This is a genomic window from Pseudonocardia xishanensis, assembly GCF_039541715.1.
Classification (GTDB): domain Bacteria; phylum Actinomycetota; class Actinomycetes; order Mycobacteriales; family Pseudonocardiaceae; genus Pseudonocardia; species Pseudonocardia xishanensis.
Genome location: NZ_BAABGT010000086.1, coordinates 20,616 through 46,397 on the forward strand (window position 1 = coordinate 20,616; position 25,782 = coordinate 46,397).

Genomic DNA, 25,782 nt, shown 5'->3' on the forward strand with positions numbered 1-25,782 from the left:
TCCCGCCCCGCGGGCCGTGGGGCCCGCACAGGCAAGCGGAGCGGAGACACGCTGGTCAGGAAGTCGTCGGAGGCAAGGAGCGGGAGACGGCGTCGAAGGCGTCGCCCGTGAGCTGCGCTCGTCCCTTTCCGATTCCGAAGGCTTTGCGGATTGCTTCGGTGCTGGGCCGTCCGATGTCGTTGACCGGGATCCGCCCGGCGGCGATCTCTCGCTTGCTGCGTTCGTAGAGCACCACCACATCGGTGGTGACCTCATCGAGCCGGGTGGGAGAAAGCTCGTCGTGCAGGTCGGCGAAGACGTCGGAGAAGAGGCGGTTCAGGACGTGCCAGCCGACGACTGCCCCTGCGATGAGCACCGAGGGGATGGTGTTGGCGAGCAGGTCACCGGCGCTCCAGCCGAAGCGCAGGCCCCAGGGAACGACCATGAGCAGCAGCGAGGCGATGAGGAAGCCGACGTCGAACAGGACGAACGACCGTCGGACCTTCTGCCCGTGCTCGACCGCGGTGGCCTGGGCGAACAGGCTGACGATGAGGAGGACGGATGCCAGGGGCTCGACCAGGTAGGCCAGGGCGGTGCCATCCGGTCCGACGAGGCCGTCGTGGACCCGGTCGGAGTTCCAGACGACACCGGCGAACAGAACAAAGGCGGGGCCGAGCCGCAGCGCGACGTAGCGGCGATAGACCGCGGCAAGGCGCCTGTTGGGGTTCAGGAGCCGTTCTCGGCTGCGCCGAGCCCGCCCCGCCCATTCCTCGTCGGACCGGTTGCGCTGCGCCAGCCGCGCGACGTTCTTCCCGGCCTTCAGCTTCTCGCCGCGCTCCAGCGCTCGCAGCTTCTCGGTGACCTTCCGGTCCGCTGCCCGCTCTCGGGAGGACAACGCCTGCTGAAGCGCCTGGTCGTCCTGTAGTGCGACGAGCCCTCTTGCTCGGCGCACCTCCTGCTCGAGGTGCCGGACATCGTCGTTGCCGCGATCGGCTCGCAACGGCCTGCGTCGCGTCGCCGCTCGCTCGTCCTGCTCCTCGTAGGGCGACTCGAGGGTCGTGGGCTCGGATGTGTCCGGGGAAAGAGCGATCGCGATCGTCTCCGAAGCGAGCTCGTCGGGGGTGAAACGGTGCCCGTTGGTCGGCGCGCTCATCGCCGGCTCCCCCGCCGACGACCGTGCGAGGCTCCACGGCGCCGAAGGGCACGGCGCTCCTGCTCCGTGGTCGCCCCCCAGATCCCGTGGTCCTGGCCCGTCTCCAACGCCAGGGCGAGGCAGCGGTCCAGTGCCGGGCAACGCTGGCAGCGGGCCTTGGCTTCAGCGATCTGCAGTAGGGCCGGGCCGCTCGTCCCGACAGGGAAGAACAGCTCGGGGTCGTCCGTGCACGGCGTCTCCGCTCGCGGCCGATCGGCTATCGCGAGCACCACCGATACGGGGGCTACGGTCGTCATGGGCGTCTGGCTTCCTCGTGGATGGGGTGAGTCAGGTGTCCGCCGGGCCTCAGCGGTTGCCGCCGCTGGGGCCCTCTTCGCATCAGTCTAGTCGAGATCCGACTAATGTCTAGTCTCGATCCGACTACTCCCGGGGTGTCATCTGCTCCGCCCCTGGGCCGGCGGCGACGTTCCGCTGCATCGCAGCCACCTCGGCCGACGCAGTCCAGGACTGCACCCCCACACATCCCTCCGGTGCGCCGCGATCAGCAATGGCGCAGAGCTCCCTGCGCTACGAGGGCCCGACGCGCACTCGGGCGGGAGGTCGTCGCTGCATCTGGCTGGTGGGCGCGGAACGGGAGGCGAGGAGCAGAGGGCCGATTGCGAGTTCTCGCCAACCGATGGTTCGGCCGTTGGCGCTGGGCCACGCCACGGGGGGTGTGACGTGGCCCAGCACCAACGACACTACGGTCCGGGGATCGAGCCTGACCAGGGACGGAGCCCTCTCAGGTACCGCCCTTCAGGTGTCGTGCCCGAGATGGCCGGAGGCGGAGTGAGTCTGGCCGAGCGCCTCGGCCACGGGCCCCAACACGACCCGAGCGGCGTCGAGGCCGCCCTGCACCTCGCGGGCGGTCTGTGCCGGGTCTCGCCCGTCCCGTCGATCGTCATAGAGAGTCGGGTCGTCGACGAGGGCGCCGGCGTGACGCGCCGCCTGGTCGAGCACCTGGTCGAGCCGTCCGATCGCCGAGCGCAGCTCCCCGACGAACTCGTAGAGCGCAGGACCGGACGGCAGGACGTGACGTCGCCACGTCGCCCGCGCGAGATAGTGGGTCAACTCGTCAATCGCGAGCGCCGCACTGCGCACGCTCTCAGGGGTGTGCGGGCCGTCGCGGTGCCAGAACTTGCCGATGATCGCCGAGGCGTCGGGGTGGCCTTCGTCGTCGAGCAGCTCGTCGGGCATGCCCGGACCGTACCGGTGGGAACCGACGAATCTGGCGGCTCCGCTGGGCCCATGGGCCCACGCGGACAATCTCCCTCCGTCCTGCGGCTCTCAACGCCCCGTGACCGGCTTACCGTCGTCTGGTGAGCTCGTCGATCCGGTACCCCGTGAGGTATCCGATCGCGCCCATGATCGCGCGCACCGCCGAGCGGATACCTACTGGTCCCAGCTGGTGTCATGAGCCGAAGTTCGACGGCTTTCGTGCGTTGGCGTTCCCGGCAGCCGACGGGACCGTCCATCTGCAGAGCCGTCAGGTTCGCAGCCTCACCACCGCGTTCCCGGAGATCGCCGCCGCGGTCGCACGGCAATGTCCGGGCGCAGTCCTCGATGGCGAGCTGGTCTGCTGGCGCAACGGCCGCCTGGACTTTCCTGGTCTGCAGCGTCGACTCGGCGGTGGCACGGCGTCCCCGGTGGGATATGTGGTGTTCGACGTCCTGGCCGTCGGGCCCCTCGACCTGAGACGGAAGTCGTATGCCGCGCGCCGAGAGCGCCTCACCCGGCTACTCGCCGGGGCCCGGCTCCCGTTGGCGCTGGTCCCGATGACGAATGATCCCGAGGTGGCGCTCACCTGGCTCACCGAGCATTCCGCGGCTGGGATCGAGGGCGTGGTGTCCAAGCACGCCGAGCACACGTACTCCACGCGGCAGCGGTGGCGGAAGGTCCGCACTAGACTCAGCGGTGAGGCCGTCGTGGGTGGGGTGATCGGCCCCGTGCGTGCCCCGAAGGCACTCGTCCTCGGGCTTCCCGACCAGCGCGGACGACTTCGGGTAGTCGGCCAGACCCTTCCCCTCCCGCGAGCTGCGCGGGACGAGCTGAGCGTGCTCCTGCGGCCGACCGACGATCACCCCTGGCCAGAGACCCTGCACCCGAGATTCGGGAGCTCGTCTCCTCTGCACTACACCCGGGTTCGGCCTGAGGTCGTCGTGGAGCTCGACGTCGACACCGCCCGCGACCAGGGGCGATGGCGTCATCCCACGGGCTATCGACGGGTCCGCCTCGACCTGCGTAGGGAAGATCTCGCCGTCCTCCCGGAGGCGTAGCCGGGCGCGCTATCGCGGGATGGGCTCTTCGGCGTCGCCGCATTGCCAGAGGACCGCGATGTAGGCGCTGACGCGCTCTGCGGGCTCGGCCCCCTGTCCGTCCCAGGGGTAGCGCTCGTCGACGTAGCGGCCGGCTTCATCGTGGGCCAGCCGGCGCAGCCGCTCACCACCGATCTCCAGAAGCCTCGTCTCGGCTATGTCCTGGAGGTACTCGCCGGTGTAGTAGTCGCCCTCGGCTCCGCTCACGCCAGCAGCATTCGCCCTCCCGAAGAGAGGGTCAATGCGCGCGGCGACCCGGAACAGTCGAATCGTCTACGACAGCGTCTGTGCTGACGCCTGCAGCTCGTCGCTGATGGCGGCCAGCAGCGCCGTCAGGTCGGTTCCTCGGACGGCCTGCTCGCGCTGCTCGGTGAAGAAGTCGCGGTAGAGGGCGACATCGGCGGGATCGGTGACCTCCTGCTCGGCGGTCAGGGTCTCGACCTGGACGGCGGCAGGCTCGTCGGAGAACTCAAGCAGTACGAACGAATGCAGTGGACGCGCAAGCTCCTGCTGCTCGCGGCTGATCACACCGATCTCGACGTTGGGCAAAGCCGCCAGAGTCCCGATGCGGTCGAGCTGGGCGCGGCTCAGGGCGATGGTCCCCGGCCTCCAGCGCAGCGCTGTCTCCGTGATGACGACCTCGATGCGCTTGGCCTCGTCGAACAGCACGGTCTGCCGGTCCATGCGGGCGATGACGGCCGCCGGGATCGCCTCGGGGGGTACGAGGCTGTGCACCTCGAGGAGTCTCCGCGTGTACTCCGGGGTCTGGAGCAGCCCAGGTACCACTTCGGACTGGAAGATCAGGATCTCAGTGGCGTCGACGTCACGGACGGCTCGGACTCGCTGCTGGGTGGCGTGGTCGGGGCGGTCGGCGTTGCGCCACGGGCGCACGCGGGTGCCGAGCTCCGCCGCCTCTCCGAGAACGGCCTCGCGGACCTCGTCGTCAGCACGGCACTGGTCCAGCCAGCTCTCGATATCGGTGCTGGTGAAGCCGGTCCGAGCATTTTCGATCTTGGAGACCTTGCTCTGTGACCAACCGAGCCCCTGCCCGAGTGCGGCCGCGGAGAGGCCGGCGTCCTGGCGCAGCTTCTTCAGCCGCTCGCCGAAACGCCGGTGCCTGGGGTCAAGGTCGTCACTACTCAACGGCACTCGCAGCGCGCGTCGGGGTGTCGTGCTCGCCGCCGCGCTGGGCCGGGACCAGGCGGTACTGGTCGTACGGCACGGAGAGCCTCAGAGCGCGCCGGCGGATGGCGACATAGGGCGCAGGATCGGCAGCCTGGCTGACGCCGAGGAACCGACCTGCATCGTCGTAGTGCTGCAGGACCGCGATCGTGTCGTCGAACAGCCAGAAGTCCTGGTGCGTCCATGCGTCGTTGTCGGCGTGCAGCCAGCGACGATCCAGGATTCGCACCTCCTCCCCTGCCGGGATGTTCTCCTGCGGGTAGGTGCTCATCTCGAAGCGGGTGTAGTCGCTGACCGGGTGCCCGAGCATCCGAACCCGCCCGAAGTACTTTCCCGCCTGGACCTGGTGGCGCACGTTGGCCAGCCAGTCGTCGTCGTCCGGTGTCCGCGGAGCGAAGGGCCGCCCGGCGAGGAAGTCGTCGAAGTCCGGGTCTTCGCCCGGGATGGCGTAGGTGTCGCGACATTCCAGCCGGAAGGCGGTGTGCTCGTAGGTCCTGTAGAGCTCGTCGAGGTCCTCGGGGGTCATGCTGCCTCCTCGGTCGCTAGCGCGTCTCGGACGATGACGGCTCCGGGGAGCTCAACGCCTGCTTCGCCGGGCGGAAATGTCAGGGCGAGAACGCCGGGAGTCGTGGGGTCACCGGTCACCTCGAAGTTGAGACCGACGCGCGTCACCGCGCCGGCGCCTCGCTGTGCCGGGATCCCGTGCCCTTCGGCGCGGAGAGCTTGGGCAGCACGTTCGAGGATCTCCGCGGGAACGGCGACCGTGCCCGGCCTGACGGCGTAGCCCTGGACGATGACGGACCCACCGAACGGTCCCCAGACCGTCGGGCAGTTCCCATTGCGGCAGTCCGGCGTGGTGGCCAGCGCGCGAGTGATCATCCTGCGTCCCCGTCTCGTAGTCGCCCACAGGTTAGTCGCTTCAAGACTAAGCGCGACTAGGGGGCTGGGCAACGGGCCCGAGAATCGAAGCGCAACCTCGCCCGCAGGACCGGAAATTTCCCGGTCCTCACGTGCGTGCGCGCGCGTCGCGTGTAGCTGCTCTCCCAGCCTCTCAACAGGCAGGTGGAAATTTCCACTGCGCCCCTTGCGGGCCCTCCCCCTTCACGCGGCCTGGTGGCTTCCACTGCAGCCCTCGACCACCCCGCCGTCCCGGGGCCGAGCGGCTCCCGCACCGCGACTCGCGCTCTCGGTCTGAGGGGCTGCCCACGTAGGCGACCCAGGCGCAACTCCCCCGGTTCTCCGGAGCGACACGGCCGATCGAGACCCATTCACGCGATGACGGCGCGGACCGCGGAGACGATCACCGACAAGCCCTTGAACCGTGACGCGGCCTCTCTCGTGTCAGCGTCTCTTGCCTGCGGCCTACTGACGTCGGCAGCGGGAAATTTCTCGTACTCTGGAAGCCCTTCCCCCGGGGCCACACGCGACGTGCGCGCACGCGTGCACGAGGGGCTTCGGGGACCGGGCTCGCCTCGAGGCAGGCATGCATCAGCACCTGTTCCGTGAGCTGATGGATCGCAACCGGGGGCCACAGCGTCGAATCGGGCGTGGACGTGACCCTCGCCTAAGGCGGTTCCATCAGCGCTACATCGACCGTGCGGGGGCCGTCGCCCGGAGCGTCATCTACATCGTCGCCGGCCAGGTCCCTGACCTCGCCACACTGAGGGGTCACCTTCATGCGAGACCGGATCAGCGGCCCTGCGAGAGTTCGTGCCGCTGCGAGCTGGACGGGTTCAGGTCCAAGCCGAGGAACTGGCCCACTCCACCTCAGCGTGCACACCCGTCCCTCCTTGGCCAGACCGTGCCGTGACCAGCGGCTTGGATACAGGACGGCGACTCCCGGAGAGACCGCGGTCCGCTATGTCCGTTTGAGGCGCTCCTCTCGGTCGCTTCTGACAGACAGCGCCGCGCGTAACGCGTGGGCCACCTGTCCGGACCAGCGGCGATCCATGTGGCTCTTCCCCGGGTGCGTCAGAGAAAATCTGACGGTGGCCATACCGCCTTCCGTGAGCGCCGAGCAGGCCGATGCTGCGATCGAACGGATAGTGGAGCGGCGCCGCCGTATCGACGACCCGAACGCGTGGCGCTTGTCGGACGCCCCCATGGAAGTACTCGACTACCTGCGGAAGTACAGCCAGGGCGTCCCGGCCTGGGTCCGGGAAGCTGACGTGCTCGATGGTCTCGAACTTCGGCTCTTCCTGTGGTGGTCGGGAGAGACGATCGAGCTCTGGCTCTTGGAGCAGGCAGAGCGACTTGGAGTCCCCCCTCGCCTGGTCGGCCAACGGCTCGGCATCCGAAGCCGCCAGGGAGTGCACGACCGTCGCAGAGCGAGCCAGGAGAAGGTCGCTCGGCTACGAGGTCAGCCTGCCGTCGTCTCGACGGGCGCGAGTGGACCGGACCAGCGACAACGAGGCGTCGAGCTGGAGTGGATCGCCCGGCATCAGGCTCAGATCCGGTCGGCGGCCGCGGTCGGCGTCGCCCATATCCACTTGGCCGATGAGGAGGCCGCAGACTGGCTGGCGGAAGTGGGTCGTGACCTGCGCGAAGGCGCCAGCACGCCCGGGGCTCTTCAGCTTGTCCGGTTTGCGCTGGCGGCCCTCTCTTCCTCGCCTGAGGTTCGCACGCTCCAGGACAGCCATCCGCTCCAGGAGGCCCTCGCGCGCTGGTCCGAGCTGTTCTCGACCTATCCCGGCGGTGCACGATGATCTTGTCGGCGGCTCAGGACTCCGCCCACAGGCCCTCCACTGGCTTGCGCTCATACTTCCCGTGCCGCGGTTGACGCGCTGCTACGGTCCGTCGGTGACCGCTGGCGAGGTGTCGGGGATGGTGTCGCCCCGAATGGCGATGGAGCTTCGTGAGCTCGGCTACTTCGTCGACGCCTCGCAGGTCGATGAGGCTGTCGAGGATCGGCCCCTCTCTGAGGTGCCAGGCGTGGCCTGGTCTCCCGCCGAGGACACTCCCCTGCCGCGCGACATCCCGACCTGCCCTGTGTGCGGCTGGCCTAGCTGCCGCCACTTTCGCGACACAGTTCCGGCGTTGACCGTCGACTGACGGCTCCCGGGGGACGAAAACCGCTGGTCGCGCACCCCGCAGGGGCCATTCCTCCATGCGGTGTCTTGGAAACCCGGTTTCCAAGACGCCGTGCGGTCGCCGCAGTTACTACCGCCGAGGCCTCGGGACGCTTCCTAGTAGTTGCCGAGTCCCTTCGAGCGGCTGGCACGCGGATCGTTCGGGCCATCAGGTCCATAGACCAGACGCTCGGCACCCTTCACCAGGTCTCGCCGGGGGTCTCTGCCCTGCACAAGGCAGTCGAGCGCCGCGGCGAACGAGAAGCCCACATCCCGTCCGCGGAGTCCCGCGTATGCGCCCTGCTGGGCAAGGTGTCGCAGCTCCGCAGCAGCGGCGACCAGGAGGTGCTTCTCAGCGGCGGCAGGACTCAAGTACTCGGACACGAGAGGCACAGTATACGAACATATGTTCGACCTCTAGCTGGTCAACCCACTTCAGGCAGCGTCCTCGCTCAGCCTTCATGGACTGATGGGCTTGGAAACCCGGTTTCCAGGCACAGACTTGCTCCATAGGTGCGCCTCGGCACTCAGCAATGAGCCGGCGTGTCCCCGACGGACTCGCCGAGCTAGCCGGTACAGTTCCCGGTACTGACCTGACTAGCGCTGTTCGAGGTGTCCATGAGGGAAAGTGCGCTGGTCGCGAGGCGCGACGAGCACGGGGACGAGGTCCTCGTGGTCTACAGACCCATCCCGTTTACTCTTGACCAGACTGCTCGGGCGATGCACGCCGTCGTCGATCCACACCTGGCTCGGATCAACTCCCGCACGCGTGTGGGCCGCAGTCGAGTTCGTGACGTTCTTCGCCAGATTGCGACTGACGGCTGGCCCACCGAGTTCAAACCCGACGCAGACCGAGTGGCCTACTGGCGGCGTTGGCTTCTTGACCAGCGCGTCTTCTCCGACGACGACTCACAGAGGTAGACCTGTGGAATCTCGCCCCTCGCACGCCGCTTCGCCACTCCCCCGCATCACCGCGATCCTCAACCAGAAGGGCGGGGTCGGGAAGACGGGTCTCACCGTCGGCACTGGCGGTGCACTCGCAGAACGTGGTCGGCGAGTCCTCCTCATCGACCTGGACGCTCAGGGGCACCTCACGACAGAGGCCCTTGGAGAGGACGAGGTCGATCCCGACCTGCCGAACCTGGCGCACGCCCTGGTCGGCAAGTACGAAGGTCCAGTCGAGGACCTCATCCTTCGACGGAAGCCTCACGCGAGCGGAGGCCAACTCGACCTCATCCCCACCAGCGTCGCCATGTTCTTGGTGGTCAGGGAGCTCTACGGTCGGACCCGGATGCCCGAGTCCCGCCTGGCCCGGTTGCTTGAGGGGCTGCCGGAGGGCACGTACGACCACGTGCTGATCGACTGCCCGCCCTCACTCGACATCCTCACCGACAACGCACTCGTGGCGGCCGACGGACTGGTCATCCCCGTCCAGCCGAACAACACCAGCCTTAGGGCACTCCGCTTGCTCATCGAGCAAATCGCTGTGATCGAGGAGGAGATGCGGCTGCCGCGCCGCGAGCTGTACGGCCTGGTCCCGGGCATCTATCGCCGCCCGCTCTCTGGCATCGCGAAGTTCAAGATGGAGGAGCTGGAGGGCTACGGCAACCCTGCTCCCGGCATCCCGGCGCTTCCCATCCTCGCGCATCTGCCGCTCGCCGCGGTGGTTGAGGAAGCCTGGCTGTCGGGAGCCACAGTCGTCGACTACAAGCCCTCTCATTCGATCTCAGACGCCTATCGCCGCATCGCCACTCGCCTGGACGTCGCGGCGGGGCTGAGTTCTGAGCACGAGTGGACCGGTCTGCCGCCGCTGGAGTCGCTGTCAGCGGATGCCCAGAACTCGCAGGGGAGTGACTGACGAATGTCCAGGAAGAAGGACTTCGCCGCGATGGAGAGCCGCCGGCCGAGCGCAAGCTCAAGGAGCGCGGCTGCACACGACGCGCTTCGCAGCCGCATGGCGACCCCGACTCGGGTCCCGCTGTCCGACGTCCAGGCGAACCCACGCAATCCGCGGTATGACGACGACGATCCCGAGCTGATGGAGCTCGCCGAGTCCATGCGACGGGTGGGCCAGCTCCAGCCCGCGCTGATCGCTTCCCTGGACGAGTACCTGCGTGTCTATCCGGACCGCGAGGGGCTCCTCAACGATGCCCCCTGGGTCGTGATCATCGGCAACCGACGGCGCGCCGCGGCCGTGCTTGCCGAACAGCCCCACTTCGACGTCAGGGTCATCGAGGACATCAAATCCGCCGAGGATCTCGACGACCGCATCTTGATCGAGAACATCCATCGGAAGGATCTGCCGCCCCTTCTCGAAGCTTCCCAGCTTCAGCGCCGCCTTGAGCGGGAGGGCGAGACCCTCCGGTCGGTGGGGGCGGCCATCGGCAAGTCCCACACCTACGTCAAGCAGCGCGTCGTGTTGCTCCAACTCCTTCCGGAGTTTCAGGCGCTCCTGCGGGACGGGGGGCTCAACACGAAGCAGGCGCGCGAACTCGGTGGTCTGCCCGAGAACGAGCAGCGTATGCGACTGGCTGGTGGGCCGCCCTTCGCCAAAATGGCTGCCACGCCACGAGCCGAACCTCAGGCTCAAGGCCAGGCCTCCGAGTCTGAGGCCGCGACGGAACAGGGTGCCGGATCTGAGGCCGTCCAGGAGGCGGGCGAGACACGGGGGAGTGGCGTTGGAAACCCGGTTTCCAACAACGATCACGCGACTACGGGCTGTGCGGCCTCAGATGAGGGCCTGAGCGACCCCGCCGAGCAACCGGCCCCGCAGTCCTCTTCCCCTCCCGGTGACACGCTCGAGAGCACCATGCTCACGGTCATGAGCATGGTTGAGGCTGCCCTCAGCAGTCTTGACGGCGCGATCCCGGACGGTGGCGATGGGGACCTCGGTCACCGTCTCGCCGAGGGTCGTCGGCACCTTCAAGCGGCGAAACGCGCGATCGAGGGTCAGCGAGACTTCGCGGCGAGCTGACGTTGAGCTGGCCGAAACCCGGAGACCGAGTGCTCTGGATACACCGAGCCGGACCGAACTCCAAGGTCCACTCGACGATGGGGACCGTCACAGGCGTGGACGTCCCGGACGAGCCCCTGGGCGTCCGCGTTGAGCTCGATGAGCCGGTCGATGGGGCGCGGATCCACTACGCCGAGGCCCTTCGTCAGCTGGTCGACCCGAGAGCGATCACGCGCTCTCTGTCTGATGCTGAGTCACGCCCGGGGCGATGACGAAGTAGGCCTCCTGCTCGGCTTCCGGATCAGTTAGGACGGTTTCGCCGGACCGGACCCAGCCATCCTGGATGTACGCACGGGCGCGCTCGTCAGAGATCCCGGCAGACGTCATGCGGTCGATCAGGGTGGCCACAGCCAGGCAGAGTAGTTCGCCCTCCGGTCGCAGAGCGCAATAGGTCGCCGCCGCTCTCGCGCGGCGCAAGGGGGCCGCGAGGGCAAACCTCCCGATGTTCAAGGAGATCTCCTGGTTGGCGCTCGCCCGTCTCCATGGTTGCGTTATGACAAGAGCAGCAACAGGGGCTGGCTGTTCACGCCCGCGGCGGAGGGGGATCCGCCAACGCATCCAAACGGTGGGCGCCAGTTAGACCGCCCCACCCTCGGAGGGGGCGCGGGGTTGCCCCGCCCCAACCCGCCTCGGGGCCACTAAGGGCCGCGTTCCCGCGCCCTCCATCTGACCCCGGATAAGGGGACTTCTCCCGAGTTGACCCGCGCTCGTCGTTCTGTATTCGCACGATTTGAGTCATACTATAAATACAGAGTTCCGAGTTCTGGACGGTGGATCGTGTCGGACGCACGGAAAGTCCCAGGTCAGGGCGTTGCTCGGTCATCCGCGGCGGGGCCGGTCGCCCGGCGCCCGGTCCCGGCCGTCGACGATCCGGCCGTCGGCGACACGCCTGCCAGCGCGGCCGCGCGGCGGGTCCGGATCGCCGCGGTGCGCGCCCGCGGCCGGTCGTGTCGGGCCGCGGTGGCCGCCGGCGAGGCCCTCTACCCGGCGGGGGAGTGGGCCGCCCGCGAACGCGAGGCCCTCGACGGTCTGCGCGCGTTGGCCGCGTTCCTGGACCTGCACCCCTCCGACCCGATCGCCCAGGCCATCGCCGAGCACCTCAGCGCACCGCTGCCCAGGCCGACCGGGCCGACCACAGCGGACGACGGATCCCGCGGGGGCGCGGCCACAGGGGCGCGGCGCGGGGGAGAGGATGCGCCCCGATGAGTACGCCCGAGATCCCCGCTGGCCCTGACGATGCCGCTGGAGGTGCCGTGGAGGCCTCGTCCGCCCGGGCGGAGCCCGTCGACACCGCGGCGGCCGTGGGGGAGGGCGGGCGGCTGTGCGCGTTCCGGCAATGCCGGGCCCCGCTGCCGGTGTCGACCGGGCGCGGCAACCGACCCCGCTACTGCCAGGACGGCAAGACCTGGGGCCCCAACGACCTGACCTGCAAGACCGCCGAGGCCGCGTTCGTCGCCGTCGACTCCCTGCTCACCGCCGACAGCGCACTGACCCCCGCGGTGCTCGACCAGCTCGGGCAGCGCTTCGACGAGGCCCAGGGCCCCCTCGACCGGCTTCTCGAGGCCGTCACCACCGTCGGTCGCCAGGTCGGCGAGGAGACCGGCGCGGCGCTGGCCGCGCGGGACCGGGCCCTGGAGACCGCGGCCGCCGATCGCGGGGCCCGCGAGGCCGCCGAGGCACTGACCGCGCAGTACCGCGACGAGGTCGACGCCGCGGGCGCCCGCGCCGCCGAAGCCGTCGACCTGGCCCACGCCGCGGAACGGGCCCGCGCCCGCGCCGAACAGGACGCCGCGGCCGCGTCGCGCGAGCAGCTGCGCGCCGAGGGACGGCTCACCGCGCTCACCGAACGGCTCCAGCGCTCCGACGAGCTCGTCGAGGCCACCGCTGCCCAGCTCGCCGAGCTACGCGACCAGCACGCCACGGTGGGGGCCACCCTGCGCCTCACCGAGAACACCCTCGCCGACGAACGCACACGCACTCGGGACCTGCTCGACGCCCATCGCACCGAGCTCGCCGACCGCGACACAGCCGCAGCCGCGCAGCGCGCGGAGCACGAGGCGGCTCTCCGACGTCTGCAGGACGAAGCCGCAGTCGCCGCAGAGGCGGCCGCGCAGCGCCGCGAGGCGGACCTCGAAGCGCTACGGACCGAACACGCCGCGACACGCGAGCAACTCATCGCCGACCACGCCGCCCAGCTCGCCGATCTGCACCGCCGCCTCGGCGCCACCGACCACGAACTCGAGCTGCTCAGACGTCAGCTTTCCGAAGCCGCTGCTTCCGCCGACGAGCAAACGGGAAGCTGACCGCCCCACGGCGGCCACGGCCGACGGCTAAACAAGGGCCCCGTCGCGGCGACCGCGCATGGGAAGGCTCGCCGTCTGGGAGCAGATCTGGCGCTGAACGCGTTCGCACTCGAAGTGTCAGTACCCCTCCGTAGGCTCCTCCCTCAAGACTTGAGGAGCGAGGGGACGCGGTGACGAACGAGACCGACGAGCCGGACGACCAGAGGCACGACGACGAGGCCGTCGACGAGTCGAGCGAGACCGTGGGGGAAGCCGAGCGCTTCGACGACGAGGTCCGTCGCCCGGTCGAGGACTTCCTCGATCTGCAGGGCCGGTTGGCCCGAGCCGCCGACAACCCTGCGATCCGCAGGGCGGCCGATGAGGCGGCCAAGATCCTGCAGTCCCACATCAGCCCGATGATGGACCAGCTCAGCGATGTCTACCGCCTCAACGTCGACATCGAAAGTCTGGTGGGCCCGAGCAACGAGACGATGAACCGGGTCCGAGACTCGATCCAGGCTGTGCAGGCGTCGCTACCCGACTACTCGAGCTTTCTCCCGAGGCTGGAGCTCGGCCAGGAGATCCTGGCCGCGGTCAGGAGCGTCGACGCTCAGTCCTTCATCGACGCCTACATGCGCTGCTGCCCACCCAACTGGTCGGATGATCAGAAGAACGACTACGTGGATCCTCTCTCGGACCTGGCCGAGGCGGGGTACCCCACAGCGTGGGTACCGCGCTCCAGCGTGCTGCAGGAACTGCTGGATGCTCCCGAGGCCGACCGAGCGGCGGTATTCGAGCGCAACCGTGACGAGGTGTTGCAAGACTGTGTCGCCGTGCTCCGAGAGGTGACGTCCCCAGAACTCGCTGAGCTCGCCACGCTGCTCGGCAAAGCGCTCGACGCAGCCGTCGACGGCCATCTCGAGCCTGCGCAGTCACTGGCGGCCAGCATCGTCGACACGACGTTGCGCAAGGTCGTACCCCCGACCAAGTACCAGTACTACGCCAAGGTCAAGGACGAGATCCGGCAACGCCACGACAATGCCTCCATCGCCGAGATGCGCTGGGCGCTCTCGCACGTCCCGGTGATCATCGCTTTGGGCAAGTTCCATGACGGTGATGCGATCCCGGAGAACTTCAACCGTCACGCATCGGCCCACGCTGTGAGTCTTCGGCAGTACAGCCCCGCCAACGCCGTCATCGCATGCGCATTGGCCACGTCGCTTCTCAGGCAGCTGCACGAGAGTCCAGACGAGATCAACGAAGCCGCGTAGTTCGCTGATGCGTCGTGGTGTTCCTGGTCGCCGTAGGCTTCGCTCCATGCGCGACCGGCCCGAGATGCTGCAGCAGCACTGCGTGCGCTGCGGCGCACGCTGGGCGGGCATGGACCGCGCCCACTGCCGGACCTGCTGTCACACCTTCGACGACGCAGCCCTGTTCGACACACACCGCCGCTCCGGAACCTGCCTCAACGGACACGACCTCGATCTCGTGCAGACGAAGAACGGCATCTGGGTCCGGCTACTCGAGTCCGCCTGAACAGCCCCGGGCGGTGAGCGGACAGAACCCTCCGCTGCGCGGGCTCGGCAAGCTCGAAGTCGGCCGGGTCCCCAGAATCGGGCACTTTCGCTAGCGTTCGTTCGTGGACTTCACCGCGCAGATCCCTGAGGACGAGGCCGCCTTCATCGCCGCCGCCTCGAAGGCGTTCGATATCGAGCCAGGCGAGGTCATCCGCTTGGCCATGGGCGTCTTCCGTAACGAGCTGAACAGCAATGGCCGCGACCACATCGCCACACTCGCGAAGACCTACCCGGCACCATCGGCAAGCGAACGCGACAAATGGTTCATCGACGAGGGCTGAGCCTGTCCGCATCCCAGGCTGCAGGTCACTGTCCGAGCCGCGCGGTGCCTGCGAAGAGCGCCATCTCGACGCGCTCGGGCTCGCCGTCGAACCGCGGATCCTGCGCCGTCGACGCGGCCCACTGGAGATAGGCGATCCAGTCGGCGGAGCGCCATCCCCACGAGGAGCGCCGGGCCGGGCCCGCTGAGACCGGGAGCCGACCGGCGACGACCTTGTCCAGGATGAGCGGCTGGACCCCGCCGCGGCCGCGGCGGTAGCCGGCGAAGTAGATCAGCTTCGTGAAGAACGCCGGGCCCAGGCCACGGACGTAGGCGCTCTGTCCGCGCCGAAACGACACGTACGCCGCTTGCAGCGTCTCTTTGGTGAGTTCGTCGGCCCGCAGCGGCTCCAGGCCGCGGGCCAGCCGCGTGCCGTCCGGATCGGCGGCCAGGATCCGCTCTGTGCGATGGGGCCCGTAGGCGGTGGGCCCGAACCCCCACAGCAGCGCCGCGACAGTGAGGTCGCGGGCACTCGCGCTTCCTCGACGCCAACTCGCCGCCACCGCGAACACATCAGCACGCCACAGCGGGCCGCTGCCGGGCAGCCCGGCGGGCCACGAACCGGCGGGAAGACGTCGAAGGTAACGCTCCACCGGCACCGTGATCGGCCCCGGTTCCCCGGGCAGCCCCACACCCTGCCGTCGGGGAAGAGTCTCATCGACGCGGCATAGCGGGGCCTGCGAGCTCGACGAGTGCGCCGCGGCGTTCACGACGCCACCGGCCGGACCCGCGGCGGGTAGTCCTCGGTGACGTCGACGGCGTCGGCGAGCATGTCCATCAGGTCCACACCGCGGACGGCCGCCGCGGAGACGACCTCGGTGCCGCGTACGAACGAGCGAGGCATCAAGTCGAGCTGCTCCGGGCTGGGTCGAGGCTCGGTGACCAGCCGGGACCGCAGGGCGCGCTCGGCCGCCACGACGTCGGCGTGGCGGGCCTGGACGACCTGCAGCACTCGGGAACGTTCGTCGACCAGATGCTCGCGGATCCGGGCGTCGGTCCCATGGCCGTACTTCACCCACCCGTCACCCCACGCCACGAGGTAGAGCCGGTGCGCGCGGTCCGCCTTGTCCTCCCAGGTCCGGGGGAGCGGTGGTGGAAGCAGATCGGCCCACACGGTGCGCCACCACACAGGCACCGGCCTCAGCTGAGCGTGGCGGTCCCACTCGCGGCGCTCAGCACCACAGGAGGCCCGCGACCGAGCGGGAAGCAGATCCCCCAGGCGCTGCAGAGCGGCCAACCGTTGCGCGACCTCGGCATCGGGTGCGGTGCCGAACAACGGCTCCGGAGGCTTCACGAAGCGTGGTGCGATCCGCTCGGTGAAGATCCGGATGCCGTCGACGGTCGCGCCGAGATCGTCGAACAGCCGACCCAGCGCGGAGGATTCGTCCTCCTCCGCCTCCTCGAGGGGGATAGCGTCGAGGATCTCTTCGAGTGCCTCGCCCAGCAGGTCGAGCGCCGCCGCGTAGGCGGCGAGGTCCTCGGGCGCATCCCCCGGCTTCGCCTCCCCGTTCTCGCCGATTTCCTCGCCCACCACGCCCCCAGTTCCTGGTCCGACGCCTGGTCATCGCCGGTGACGAGGGCATGGTTACGCCGAACAGCGCAATCGATCTCGTTCTCCTCAGTCCTGACGACGACACCCTGCTCCCGGGGTCGCTCCGGAGCTCGGACCGCCGAACCGGCTGACGCTCGCGGTTCGTGCGGGCCCAGCGCCAGATCGTGGGACGCGATCAAGCACCTGCTCGGACGCTGCGGGCGCAGACGACACCCCTCACGGTATCGCTACCGGCGGGGTCCTCTGCCCTGTTCCGGTGAGCGTCGCGGTGGGGGGAAGGCGACGCCTCCGCCAGGCCGTTGTTCCGCCGTCCCCGCTGGTCGGCGGCCCTTCGGTGGGTTGAAGGACGCGCCAGCGGTCTGAGCTGGGTGCTCACGCGCCGGATCGGCCGAACCTGCCTCCGCGGGCGGTGAGACCACCACGAGGTCCTCGAGCATGTGTCGCAGTGGCCGGTCGTCGCCGCGGTGTGCAGCCTGGGAGGCGAGGATGTTCTGTTCGGGGTCCATCGACTCCCAGCGCAGCGCGTAGCCAGCGTCGCGGGCTAGCTGAGCAAGGAAAGATCGCTGGGTTCGGCCGTTACCGTCTCTGAAACCGTGGAGAGCGTTAATGTGGCCCAGGAGCTCGGTGAGCTTGTCGAGGAACTCAGGCCGTTCGAGCCCGCGCAGGTAGTCGTCGCGGCGGGCGAGCTTGCCGAAGACGTCGGCGGCGAAGCCCTCGATGTGCTGGGGCAGGCAGAACAGGTCGTCCTTGGCGATCGCCACGGTGCGCAGCTGACCGGCCCAGGGGTAGACGTCGGAGAAGATGAAACGGTGGAAGGCCTGCAGGTGGGAGAGGTCGTAGTCGCCGGGCAGGTCATGCTGGCGCAGCTCGATGAGCCGGAAACCGGTCAGGTCGGCCTCCGCCCGGTCGAGCTCGTCGGGGTCGGTGAGCCCGAGCTTGTTGCGCAGGACCCCGCTGGCGGGGTCGGTGTAGGGGTCGAGCGAGCTCACCTGCGGTAGCGCGCCAGGGTCTGCTCGCGGGCCTCTTCGGGGGTCATGCGGCCCTCGGCGATCGCCTCGAACATCTTCAGACCCTCGTCGCTGGGCTCGAGACCCTCCGCGCGGACCGATGCCAGCGCCTCTGCGACGGCCTCGCGGCGCACCGCCGCGGCCTGCTGGAGCTGCTCGTACTGCGATACCGACATCACGACCGCCTCCGCCTTGCGATGGGGACCCACGAACACGGGTTCGGCACCCGGCTGCTGGACCTGCTTGAGTACACCGGCGAGCCCGGCACGCAGCTCACGCACGCTCAGGATCTCCGGTGTCAGCACCCACCCATGCTATCACGAACGTGTACACATTCGGCTTTTCCCGTGGTTAACAGGCCTGTCCTTCATCTGCTTGTCACCGTGGAGCGTGCGCTCGACGCGCATACTGGTCTTGATCCTTTAGCGGGGGAGAGAACGACTGATCATGGCTCTCATCCTTAGCCGACGAGTCGCCGAGCCGGGCCCGTCCGGCGGTGCCGAGCAGGTTCGTGTCGCGGTGGCGGACATGGACGAGCTCATCGCCGCCGGCGATGCTCAGCCGCTGCTGGCAGAGTTCGACATCGGCCCTGTCTGGTGGGACCGCATGTGGTGGGTGATCCCGCAGGGCGAGGGCGAGGTGGAGCGCGGCTATCTGGTCGCCGGCGATGCGGATCAGGTCGAGCTCACGGCTCTCTTCTTCACCCTGGCCCGTTCCGCGGAGGCGGTCGAGGAGGGTGCACGCCGACGGGAGGCCACGGCGCAGGCCTCCCACGCCGACGATCCGGCCTGGCCATACGACCAGACCCGGATGAGCCGTCGCCGCTGGTGGAGCCGCAGGCGATGACCGCCGACCTGGGCGCCGGGGCCGACCTCGACGTCGTCGAGGTCGCGCTGAGCGTGTTGGCCCGCAAGCTGCGCGCCGAGCTGATGCTCGGCCTGCTGGAGGACCTGGCCGACGGTCGCCGTAGCGGCCGCTCGGTCCTGGCCGAGTTCGAGATGGCCGAGGCAGCCGTCGCCGGGGAACGCCCCGGGATCACCGGACGAGCCAGCCGAGGGCTACGCGAGCTGATCGGCCGTGGCACTCCCGATGTCGCGCCCGGGCGCTGGAGCGCGTCGGTGCGGCGCGCACTGACCGGTGGCCCGCCCGAGTGGGAGAGGCTGCGGCAGGTCGGCCGCGATCGCGGGCGCCCGGTGCCCGAGTGGGAGATCTTCCACGGCCTGAGCAAGCTCGCCGCCCGGCGGGGCCGGCGCGCGGACATCACCCTTGAGGCGATCGAGGCCGAGATGGATCTCTCCGGCGGCATGGGCGAGACATGGTCTCTGCATCGGTACCTGCGCGATGCCCGAGCACGTTGCGGGAACGACTTCCGTCCTGGCCGCCCTGAGGAGGTGGCCGCGATGCTGCTGCGGGTCGACGCCAGCCGCCAGCTCGCCAAGCCTGGTGGGTTCACCGTCGGGATCCGCCCAGGCCCGAGCGCGGCCGCCCGCTCGATCGACGAGAAGACCATGCGGGATCTTGCCCAGAACCTGCAGGAGGCCACGTCGAGACGGATGGCGGCCAGCGCCGGCCTCGACCTGCTGCGTTCGGGTACGGCCGGAGCCACCGGCCAGCGCCCCTTCGACTCCGACATCGCGCGGGCCATGCGCGCAGGTTCAGCGATCGTGCGAGAGCGGCGAGCCCATGCCGCCGCTGAGCGCGCTCGTGCACGGGCAGCCGAGGTGCGTGGTCGACGTCTGGCCAGCTCGAGCACAGCGCTGTTCGTCACCGGGGCCGCGGCGGGCGTGGGCTTGACCATCGCCGGCATCTCGTCCGGCACTCGCGCTCAACTCACGACCACGGTTGGCGTGCTGATGACAACGATGTCGTTGGCAGGCAACGCCATCAAGGACTGGCGCCCCAGTTCCGAGACGCTCATTGCACCGCTCAGAGCCTGGGTCGCTGAGAAGGTGGCAGAGCTGGCGCACATCGCTGCCGAGCGAGAGCTCGCTCGACTTCACGCTGGGGACGACTCGCACGCACCACATCTCTGGCGACGCGCAGGCAACGCGCTGCGCGGCACGAGCGATGCGATTCTCGATCAGGCGGTCGCGAAGGCGAGCCCTGCACCCAAGAACGCAGCTGGCCAAGTACTCCATCGAGACCCGCCGATCTCCTCGGTCTCCCTCTCAGCACATCGGCATACGCTGCGCCGGTAACCAAAGGCCGTCTGTCCCCGGACACAGCACATTTCATGTCGACAAGACGAATAAATCTCCCCGACAACTAGGCCGAATGGCCCATTGCGCGACAAAACTGTTACCTTGAGCGCCCTTCACGTGAAGTATCGTCGGTCTCCCAGGTCGACGAACGCCCTTACCGGCGATTAGCAAGCGTGGAGGTTGCACTTGTCGGGGGGCGCTGGCTCAGGCGGAGGACGGCTCGGCCCAATTCTGGTCTTCCTTGGTGTTGTAGTGACAGCGGTGGCAGGAATCGCCGTAGCACTGATAGGTAAGGGCGGCGACACACCTGTTCCCCCTGTAACGACGACTGCCACAGCGCAGCCCGTGCCTCCGACTACGACTTCAGTCAGAAGCAACTCTTGGATCGATCAGACGTCGGCCAACAGAAGCGGAACCGTCGTCTTCAAGGATCCGCAGGGGCGCCCCGCAGATACACCCATCCCGCGGATTCCGTACGGAACCACTGTCAAGGTGGTCTGCCAGGTACCCAATGGAACAGGCATGACTTCGGTCTCAGCCCTGTATCTGATTGGAGACTCAGCCCCTTGGAGTGGCCTCTATGCGGTCTCGGACACCTTCACTAATGGTGATCCTCTAGATCCTCCTGGCAGCACAACGGTCGACCCGCGGGTCCCGTCGTGCTGACCCCTCCATGGAGCCGAGCGCTACCCCTACTCGCGGGACTGTCCCTCCTTGTGCTCTCTGCCTGCACGACGACGCCACCGGCCACAGGCTCAGTCGGTGAGGTGGCAGCTAGCACCTCGCTCAGTCGCGTCAGCGCCGATGAACCGGTGGCGCTGCGCTACTGCGCGGGGTATCCACCGCAAGGCACAACCACCATGTCGTGTTCGGAGCTTGACCGGCTTCCTCCCGGGAGCAGAGTCACCATGCGGTGCTGGGAAGACACGAAAGCTCCGGAAGTAGACGGGACACAGCCGTACGGCTCCTCACCTCGATGGTTCTACGTGACCGAGGTAGAAGGAGGGAACTACCCAGGGGGGTCAGGCTACTTGTATTCAGCATTCCTCCCGCCTTCGGAGCAGATTCAAACGGACAGGTGTTCGAGCGAGATCATCAGTCGCTTTCCGACTATAGTTCCGCGCGACACGGGCACGCCCCCCACGGATGCGACGCCACCGCCGGTTCCGCCGACAACCCGTGAGACTCCGCCGCCCACTACACTGCCGCCCAGGACTACAAACCCGCCGCTTACCGCACCGATCAGGATTTCAAACCTGGTCACTAATGGAGCGGAGATGCGAGAAGACCCGAAGCCCGCCTATCTGTCGTCAGAACCACGTAATTTCTGTTGCAAGATCGACGGCACGGAAATCGGCAGCGGGGGCATGCTCACAGCGACGTGTCAGGTGACAGGAGAGCGCACGACGAACGGCAACGACGCCGATCCCGTCGATGACCAGAATCCCGGTCTGTTCGAGAGCTTGAGATGGTACTTCGCCTACGACTCAAGCGGGTCGGAGGGCTACGTCTCGGAGGTGTGGACATCAGGGGCGAGCCGCGGTGGTCTCGGTCTGCCGACCTGCTGACAAAGACGGGCGCACACCATCTACTCCTAGCCGTGGGCGAGGTCGGCGAAGCGGCTGTAGTGCAACTGGTGGGCGAGCACGATGTTCGCGGTGGGGCCGTTACGGTTCTTGGCCAGGATCAGGTCCGCCTCGCCCGCGCGCGGGTCGTCCCGCTCGAACGCGTCCGGCCGGTGGAGCAGGATCACCATGTCCGCGTCCTGCTCGATGGAGCCGGACTCACGCAGGTCGGAGATCATCGGCCGCTTGTCCGTGCGCTGCTCGGGACCACGGTTCAGCTGCGAGATCGCCACCACGGGCACCTCGAGCTCCTTGGCCAGCAGCTTGATCTGCCGGGAGAACTCCGAGACCTCCTGCTGGCGGGACTCGACCTTGCGGCCGGACGTCATCAGCTGCAGGTAGTCCAGGATGATCAGGTTCAGGCTGTTGCGCTGCTTGAGCCGGCGCGCCTTGGCCCGGATCTCCATCAGCGTGAGGTTCGGCGAGTCGTCGATGAACAGCGGCGCCTCGGAGATCTCCGACATCCGCCGCGCCATCCGCGTCCAGTCCTGGTCGCTCATCCGGCCCGCGCGCATGTCCGCGAGCTTGATCTGGGCCTCCGCCGAGAGCAGGCGCATCACGATCTCGGTCTTACTCATCTCCAGCGAGAACACCGCGCTGGTCATGCCGTGCTTGATCGAGCAGGAGCGCGCGAAGTCCAGCCCGAGCGTGGACTTGCCCAGACCGGGTCGGGCCGCGACGACGACCATCTGGCCCGGGTGCAGCCCGTTCGTCGCCGCGTCGAGGTCGACGAAGCCGGTGGGCACGCCGTGCGAGACGCCGCCGCGGGACTGGATCGCGTCGATCTCGTCCATCGTGGGCTGCAGCAGCTCCTCGAGGACGATGTAGTCCTCGCTGGTGGAGCGCTCGGTGACCTCGTAGATCGCCGCCTGCGCCCGGTCGACGACCTCCTCGACCTCCGCGCCCTCGGCACCGTGGTAGCCGAGCTGGACGATGCGGGTGCCCGCCTCCACCAGCCGCCGCAGCGTGGCCTTCTCCGCCACGATCTCCGCGTAGTACGCCGCGTTCGCCGCCGTGGGCACCGTGGCGATCAGCGTGTGCAGGTACGGGGCACCGCCGAGCCGGATCAGCTCACCGCGTCGCTGCAGCTCCGCGGACACGGTGACCGCGTCCGCGGGCTCCCCGCGCCCGTAGAGGTCCAGGATGCAGTCGTAGACGGTCTGGTGCGCGGGACGGTAGAAGTCGTCCGGCCGCAGCACCTCCACCACGTCCGCGATCGCGTCCTTGCTGAGCAGCATGCCGCCGAGCACCGACTGCTCCGCCGTGAGGTTCTGCGGGGGCTGGCGGTCGAACGGCGAGTCGACGGCGGCAGTCGGCGCGGCCTCGTGCCGGCGGATGGGTTCGGCGGTCACCAGCGGTTCCTCCTGCGGTTGCGGCGGGGGCGGGCGGCCCGGCCCTCGAGGCGGGCCCGCTCGATGGCGCGGTCATGAGCCGAACCCGAGTCCACCGTCGACGTCGTGCTCGGCTCGGTCGTCGGTGAGGGCTGGGCGGGCCGGGGGGCGTTTGGCTGCTCGGGGTGAGTGGTCTGCGTCGGCTCTGGGGCAGGGGTGGCGGCCTGGTCGGCCGCGAGGGTCTTCCAGCCCGTGACCGCGGCTCGACGTGTCTGCGGGCTGGCGAGCTCGGAGTCGGGGCAGCGCTCGTTGCGGCGCTCGTGGAACTCCCGCGCCCAGCGGCGGGCGATCGACTCGGCGGCGGCGGCGTGTTCCTGCTTGCTGACCTGGAGGTCTTGGGGCCGCAGGGTGGTAGCGCCGTAGGGCAGTCGCGCGGCCGCGGCATTGCCGTGGCGGGCGGTGACTGCCTCGGTGAGGGCCCCGACCAGGCGCGGAGCGGTCAACGGGGTGCCGGAGTCGAGCCAGTGCGACATCCGGTGCTTGACCCAGCCCTCAGGGCGACGTAGCTGCGCCGCAGGGCAGCGATCGGCTCGTCGGCTCCCGCCGATGGCCGGGGAATGGTTCAAGGCGTGCAGAACGTCGCTGTTGGCCCACCCTGCTCGCCACCAGGGCCGGAACAGGGCCCGAACGGCGCGCGGACTCAGCCTCCACAGTGCGCGGTCGGCACGCTTGAGCTCAGCTGCCGCGGCCAGCATCTGAGCAGGGCTTCCCGGCACCCGAAGATCGAAGTGGCCCGGCTTTTTCTTCTCGTGGCGCGGCCCGTTAGGGCCGACATCTGTGCTCTTGAGCTGCGGATTTGTCGACGAGCTGTGGAAAATTCCGCTCGCGCGCGTAGGAAGTACATGTTCTCTAGAGATAGAAGAGTTTCTGGAGGTGGTTGGGGTCCGGGTTAGGCCATCTGAAGCATCGTCACCGGTCGCGTCATCAGCGTCGCTGACGGGGACCCGGAGCTGGTAGACCGCCGCTCGGTTGCCTTCGAGGTGCTGCAGGGCCATGGGGCGGAACTGCGGTGTGGTGCCCCGCTCGAGGCGCACCATCCACCCGAGGCGCAGCAGCTCCGCGAGCCAGCTGCTCATCGTGCTCCGACTCCAGCCGGTGGCCTGCATGAGCCGTTCCCAGGTCGGCCAGCTGCTGTGGTCCTCCCAGTCCGCATGCAGGGCGAGGGCGCGCAGAAGCAACCGCAGACGCTGGGCGCAGTCGCTGCGGCGCTTCGTGAACCACTCGGACGCCATCACAGCCTTGGCCCACTCGTAGGCGGTCCGCGGCAGGACGGTCAGTGGCGGATGAGCCTGACCGACGAGCTCGCTCGGCTCTGCCGCGGCACCGCTGGCGAACCAGCAGGGGCCACACACGATGGAACGCAAGGGGGTGTTGCGCGCGATACCGGAACGTCGCCCGCAGCTCACACACATCTGTGGTGCTCGTGGCACCAGCACGTCGACGGCCCAGAGGCAGTCAGAGGTGTGTGCCAGCACGCTCGGCGAGGCCGAGGCGTGTTGGGGGCGGAAGCAATCGGCGATGCGACGTGACGCACCGGCGATGAGAGCTGTGCGATTTTCCGGGCGCGCGCTACTATCGGAGCGCGCAGGCAAGCGTGTGCGCCTCCCTTCGGGGAGGGGCTGGGTGCCGGAGCGGCTAACTCCGCGCCCCCGTTACGTGGGCCCGTTCCTCTTGGCCGGAGGGACGGGCCCTAACGTTTCTAGGGGTCTTGCTGCACTCAGCCCAGATTTGCAGTTGTGCTGCGTGTGGGCGTTAAGCGGTGCGGTCGAGGACCTCCTCGGCGAGGCTGAGCTGCTTGGCTGCCCGCGGACGTGGGTCGCGCTCATCGATGCGCGCGAGCGCGCGTCTCACCTCGTCGGGGTTGTCGAGCGCAACGAGGATGGCGGCAGCCAGCCAGTCGTTCTGGGTGCGTTCCACGACCCCTAGCTGCTCGTCCACCTGCTCGACGATCTCCGTCCACACCCGGGCGCCGACGAGCTTGCGCTCGCCCTTGTACCTCCCGGGCCTGCTCTTGTACGGCCGTCTCGCGGACATGGGCGGGATCTTGGCACCTGTTACAGCTACAACGGGGGCGACGCGCCGTGGTCGCGAAGGTGTTTCTTCTACAGGCTGGTCGCTGCGGCGGGCGGCGTCCGCGGTTCCGCAGGGCGTGCTCGGGGTGTCCATCATCGACCTCCTGGTGTGCGGGGACGTCTTGAGCCATAGGCGATTCCGTCGCTGATCGCCCGCTCGGCTTCGTGTGCGGTGAAGCCGTCGACTCCGATGTGAGCGCGACAGGCGGCGAGCAGCGCGACTCTGGCTGTCTCACGGTCGAGCATCTGCGCGCCGACGAACTCCCCGAGGATGCGGGCGGCGCGAAGCAGGGCGTGGTGGCGCTGTCCGGGCGCCGCCGCGGCGACGGCTTCACATTCCTCCCGCAGCGGCGTCGCGACGTAGCCTGCGATCCGAGTGGGGCTCAAGCCCGTCGGTATAGGCGCAGGCTCCGGGAGTGGACGTGGCGTCAGGGCATCGACCATCCAGTCCGGTAGCACGGCCGCGGGGCCTCGTCGGATGACGCGGTAGAGCCCTTCCGGACGTGCCGAGCCCGCCCCGACGATGTAGCCGCCTCGACCGCGAGTGTCGATCTTGAAGCCCAACCGGCCGCTGCTGTTCGGCAGAACCAGCCCTTGGGGAAGCGTGAAGTACAGATGCAGCCCCCCCGTAGGTGTACCAACAGTATGTGTCTCGCCAGGGAACCTGTGTCCAGAGCGGCGCGCCAGCCGCGCTAAGACTTCCCACCCCCCGGACACTGACTCATCCCCAGGAGGTGCGGCGTCGCCTCGGACCGAGTCCAGATCGACGACGAACAGATCCGGCCTGCCCGTGACGACGCCGATGTTGTACGGACGAGCCTCGAACCAGGATCTGATCAGACGCTCATCCTGGGTTGCCCTCTCCTGCCATCCCTCGAATGCGGGCGTCTTCCCTCGTGGCCTGATCGGGAAGACGGGGTAGCGAGCGCTCGCGGCCAGGGCGTGCCGCAGCAGGCGCAGCTCACTACGGAGACCTGCCACCTGACCTCCTCAGTACGCTCGTGCCA

At 68.6% G+C, this 25,782-nt stretch carries 30 protein-coding genes; 13 read left to right on the plus strand and 17 right to left on the minus strand.

From position 1 onward, the window contains the following. Positions 1-55: 55 nt before the first annotated feature. The 3 genes from ABD993_RS26920 to ABD993_RS26930 form a co-directional block, all read right to left on the minus strand. On the minus strand, positions 56-1,132 hold the full coding sequence (locus ABD993_RS26920) for a hypothetical protein (RefSeq protein WP_345424344.1): 1,077 nt from the start codon (positions 1,130-1,132) through the stop codon (positions 56-58). Further along, entirely contained in the window at positions 1,129-1,428 is a 300-nt protein-coding gene (locus ABD993_RS26925) for a WhiB family transcriptional regulator (protein ID WP_425569156.1), read from the minus strand. Before ABD993_RS26925 ends, ABD993_RS26920 begins: the two co-directional genes overlap by 4 nt. Positions 1,429-1,927: 499 nt before the next feature. After that, complete coding sequence (locus ABD993_RS26930) at positions 1,928-2,368, minus strand: hypothetical protein (RefSeq protein ID WP_237190007.1); 441 nt, start codon at positions 2,366-2,368, stop codon at positions 1,928-1,930. Positions 2,369-2,535: 167 nt separating this feature from the next. Here ABD993_RS26930 and ABD993_RS26935 point away from each other — a divergent pair, with 167 nt between their 5' ends. After that, positions 2,536-3,447, plus strand: coding sequence for an ATP-dependent DNA ligase (locus ABD993_RS26935; RefSeq protein ID WP_345424347.1), 912 nt, complete (start codon positions 2,536-2,538; stop codon positions 3,445-3,447). Between the two features lie 9 nt (positions 3,448-3,456). On the opposite strand, the gene ABD993_RS26940 is transcribed toward ABD993_RS26935, so the two are convergent. From ABD993_RS26940 to ABD993_RS26955, 4 genes are all read right to left on the minus strand, one after another. Then, the gene (locus tag ABD993_RS26940; protein WP_237190005.1) at positions 3,457-3,693 is read right to left on the minus strand and encodes a hypothetical protein; all 237 of its coding nucleotides are present in this window, start codon (positions 3,691-3,693) and stop codon (positions 3,457-3,459) included. Between the two features lie 66 nt (positions 3,694-3,759). Next, entirely contained in the window at positions 3,760-4,629 is an 870-nt protein-coding gene (locus tag ABD993_RS26945; RefSeq protein WP_237190004.1) for a helix-turn-helix domain-containing protein, read from the minus strand. Beyond that, on the minus strand, positions 4,622-5,194 hold the full coding sequence (locus ABD993_RS26950; RefSeq protein ID WP_237190003.1) for a DUF6879 family protein: 573 nt from the start codon (positions 5,192-5,194) through the stop codon (positions 4,622-4,624). Before ABD993_RS26950 ends, ABD993_RS26945 begins: the two co-directional genes overlap by 8 nt. Then, the gene (locus ABD993_RS26955) at positions 5,191-5,547 is read right to left on the minus strand and encodes a hypothetical protein (RefSeq protein ID WP_345424353.1); all 357 of its coding nucleotides are present in this window, start codon (positions 5,545-5,547) and stop codon (positions 5,191-5,193) included. The genes ABD993_RS26950 and ABD993_RS26955 overlap by 4 nt, the downstream gene beginning before the upstream one ends. 1,127 nt (positions 5,548-6,674) lie before the next feature. On the opposite strand from ABD993_RS26955, the gene ABD993_RS26960 reads away from it, so the two are divergent. Together ABD993_RS26960 and ABD993_RS26965 are read left to right on the plus strand one after the other, a co-directional pair. Further along, a complete protein-coding gene (locus ABD993_RS26960; protein WP_345424356.1) occupies positions 6,675-7,373 on the plus strand; it encodes a hypothetical protein in 699 nt (232 codons plus the stop codon). Between the two features lie 94 nt (positions 7,374-7,467). Next, positions 7,468-7,719 (plus strand): hypothetical protein, encoded by a 252-nt coding sequence (locus ABD993_RS26965; RefSeq protein WP_345424358.1) that lies wholly within the window; start codon positions 7,468-7,470, stop codon positions 7,717-7,719. 134 nt (positions 7,720-7,853) lie between these two features. Here the strand turns inward: ABD993_RS26965 and ABD993_RS26970 are convergent, their stop codons facing one another. Then, positions 7,854-8,120, minus strand: coding sequence for a hypothetical protein (locus ABD993_RS26970; protein WP_237190000.1), 267 nt, complete (start codon positions 8,118-8,120; stop codon positions 7,854-7,856). A gap of 541 nt (positions 8,121-8,661) precedes the next feature. Here ABD993_RS26970 and ABD993_RS26975 point away from each other — a divergent pair. Beyond that, the gene (locus tag ABD993_RS26975) at positions 8,662-9,594 is read left to right on the plus strand and encodes a ParA family protein (RefSeq protein ID WP_345424361.1); all 933 of its coding nucleotides are present in this window, start codon (positions 8,662-8,664) and stop codon (positions 9,592-9,594) included. Between the two features lie 3 nt (positions 9,595-9,597). Further along, positions 9,598-10,710, plus strand: coding sequence for a ParB/RepB/Spo0J family partition protein (locus ABD993_RS26980; RefSeq protein WP_345424362.1), 1,113 nt, complete (start codon positions 9,598-9,600; stop codon positions 10,708-10,710). Between the two features lie 207 nt (positions 10,711-10,917). On the opposite strand, the gene ABD993_RS26985 is transcribed toward ABD993_RS26980, so the two are convergent. Further along, on the minus strand, positions 10,918-11,097 hold the full coding sequence (locus tag ABD993_RS26985; protein WP_237189997.1) for a hypothetical protein: 180 nt from the start codon (positions 11,095-11,097) through the stop codon (positions 10,918-10,920). Between the two features lie 429 nt (positions 11,098-11,526). Here ABD993_RS26985 and ABD993_RS26990 point away from each other — a divergent pair, with 429 nt between their 5' ends. The 5 genes from ABD993_RS26990 to ABD993_RS27010 all read left to right on the plus strand — a co-directional run bounded on the left by ABD993_RS26990 (position 11,527) and on the right by ABD993_RS27010 (position 14,889). After that, positions 11,527-11,955, plus strand: a complete 429-nt coding sequence (locus ABD993_RS26990) for a hypothetical protein (protein WP_345424364.1) — start codon at positions 11,527-11,529, stop codon at positions 11,953-11,955. 47 nt (positions 11,956-12,002) lie between these two features. Then, entirely contained in the window at positions 12,003-13,052 is a 1,050-nt protein-coding gene (locus ABD993_RS26995) for a coiled-coil domain-containing protein (protein ID WP_345424367.1), read from the plus strand. 170 nt (positions 13,053-13,222) lie between these two features. Further along, a complete protein-coding gene (locus ABD993_RS27000; protein ID WP_345424370.1) occupies positions 13,223-14,302 on the plus strand; it encodes a hypothetical protein in 1,080 nt (359 codons plus the stop codon). A 46-nt stretch (positions 14,303-14,348) separates the two neighbouring features. Continuing rightward, the gene (locus ABD993_RS27005) at positions 14,349-14,567 is read left to right on the plus strand and encodes an FDXHR family putative zinc-binding protein (RefSeq protein ID WP_345424372.1); all 219 of its coding nucleotides are present in this window, start codon (positions 14,349-14,351) and stop codon (positions 14,565-14,567) included. A 103-nt stretch (positions 14,568-14,670) separates the two neighbouring features. Next, the gene (locus tag ABD993_RS27010; protein WP_345424375.1) at positions 14,671-14,889 is read left to right on the plus strand and encodes a hypothetical protein; all 219 of its coding nucleotides are present in this window, start codon (positions 14,671-14,673) and stop codon (positions 14,887-14,889) included. Positions 14,890-14,914: 25 nt separating this feature from the next. On the opposite strand, the gene ABD993_RS27015 is transcribed toward ABD993_RS27010, so the two are convergent. The 4 genes from ABD993_RS27015 to ABD993_RS27030 form a co-directional block, all read right to left on the minus strand. Further along, complete coding sequence (locus ABD993_RS27015) at positions 14,915-15,520, minus strand: 8-oxoguanine DNA glycosylase OGG fold protein (protein WP_345424378.1); 606 nt, start codon at positions 15,518-15,520, stop codon at positions 14,915-14,917. A 113-nt stretch (positions 15,521-15,633) separates the two neighbouring features. Further along, positions 15,634-16,461 carry a hypothetical protein gene (locus tag ABD993_RS27020; RefSeq protein ID WP_345424381.1) on the minus strand — a complete coding sequence of 276 codons (828 nt, stop codon included), beginning with the start codon at positions 16,459-16,461 and terminating at the stop codon, positions 15,634-15,636. Between the two features lie 245 nt (positions 16,462-16,706). Further along, entirely contained in the window at positions 16,707-17,468 is a 762-nt protein-coding gene (locus tag ABD993_RS27025; protein ID WP_345424384.1) for a Fic/DOC family protein, read from the minus strand. Beyond that, positions 17,465-17,791 carry a type II toxin-antitoxin system prevent-host-death family antitoxin gene (locus ABD993_RS27030; protein WP_345424387.1) on the minus strand — a complete coding sequence of 109 codons (327 nt, stop codon included), beginning with the start codon at positions 17,789-17,791 and terminating at the stop codon, positions 17,465-17,467. Before ABD993_RS27030 ends, ABD993_RS27025 begins: the two co-directional genes overlap by 4 nt. Positions 17,792-18,014: 223 nt before the next feature. On the opposite strand from ABD993_RS27030, the gene ABD993_RS27035 reads away from it, so the two are divergent. The 3 genes from ABD993_RS27035 to ABD993_RS27045 all read left to right on the plus strand — a co-directional run bounded on the left by ABD993_RS27035 (position 18,015) and on the right by ABD993_RS27045 (position 21,255). After that, the gene (locus ABD993_RS27035; RefSeq protein ID WP_237189986.1) at positions 18,015-18,332 is read left to right on the plus strand and encodes a hypothetical protein; all 318 of its coding nucleotides are present in this window, start codon (positions 18,015-18,017) and stop codon (positions 18,330-18,332) included. Beyond that, the gene (locus tag ABD993_RS27040) at positions 18,329-19,684 is read left to right on the plus strand and encodes a hypothetical protein (protein ID WP_345424391.1); all 1,356 of its coding nucleotides are present in this window, start codon (positions 18,329-18,331) and stop codon (positions 19,682-19,684) included. The genes ABD993_RS27035 and ABD993_RS27040 overlap by 4 nt, the downstream gene beginning before the upstream one ends. A 1,280-nt stretch (positions 19,685-20,964) precedes the next feature. After that, positions 20,965-21,255 (plus strand): hypothetical protein, encoded by a 291-nt coding sequence (locus ABD993_RS27045; RefSeq protein WP_345424394.1) that lies wholly within the window; start codon positions 20,965-20,967, stop codon positions 21,253-21,255. Positions 21,256-21,281: 26 nt separating this feature from the next. Here ABD993_RS27045 and dnaB read toward each other — a convergent pair whose 3' ends face one another. The 4 genes from dnaB to ABD993_RS27065 all read right to left on the minus strand — a co-directional run bounded on the left by dnaB (position 21,282) and on the right by ABD993_RS27065 (position 25,756). Then, positions 21,282-22,664, minus strand: a complete 1,383-nt coding sequence (gene dnaB, locus ABD993_RS27050; RefSeq protein ID WP_345424397.1) for a replicative DNA helicase — start codon at positions 22,662-22,664, stop codon at positions 21,282-21,284. Then, on the minus strand, positions 22,661-24,178 hold the full coding sequence (locus ABD993_RS27055; RefSeq protein WP_345424400.1) for a helix-turn-helix domain-containing protein: 1,518 nt from the start codon (positions 24,176-24,178) through the stop codon (positions 22,661-22,663). The genes dnaB and ABD993_RS27055 overlap by 4 nt, the downstream gene beginning before the upstream one ends. Positions 24,179-24,455: 277 nt before the next feature. After that, positions 24,456-24,737: a hypothetical protein gene (locus ABD993_RS27060; protein ID WP_345424403.1), complete on the minus strand. Its 282-nt coding sequence runs from the start codon at positions 24,735-24,737 to the stop codon at positions 24,456-24,458. 131 nt (positions 24,738-24,868) lie between these two features. Then, positions 24,869-25,756 carry a bifunctional DNA primase/polymerase gene (locus ABD993_RS27065; protein ID WP_345424405.1) on the minus strand — a complete coding sequence of 296 codons (888 nt, stop codon included), beginning with the start codon at positions 25,754-25,756 and terminating at the stop codon, positions 24,869-24,871. Between the last annotated feature and the right edge of the window lie 26 nt (positions 25,757-25,782).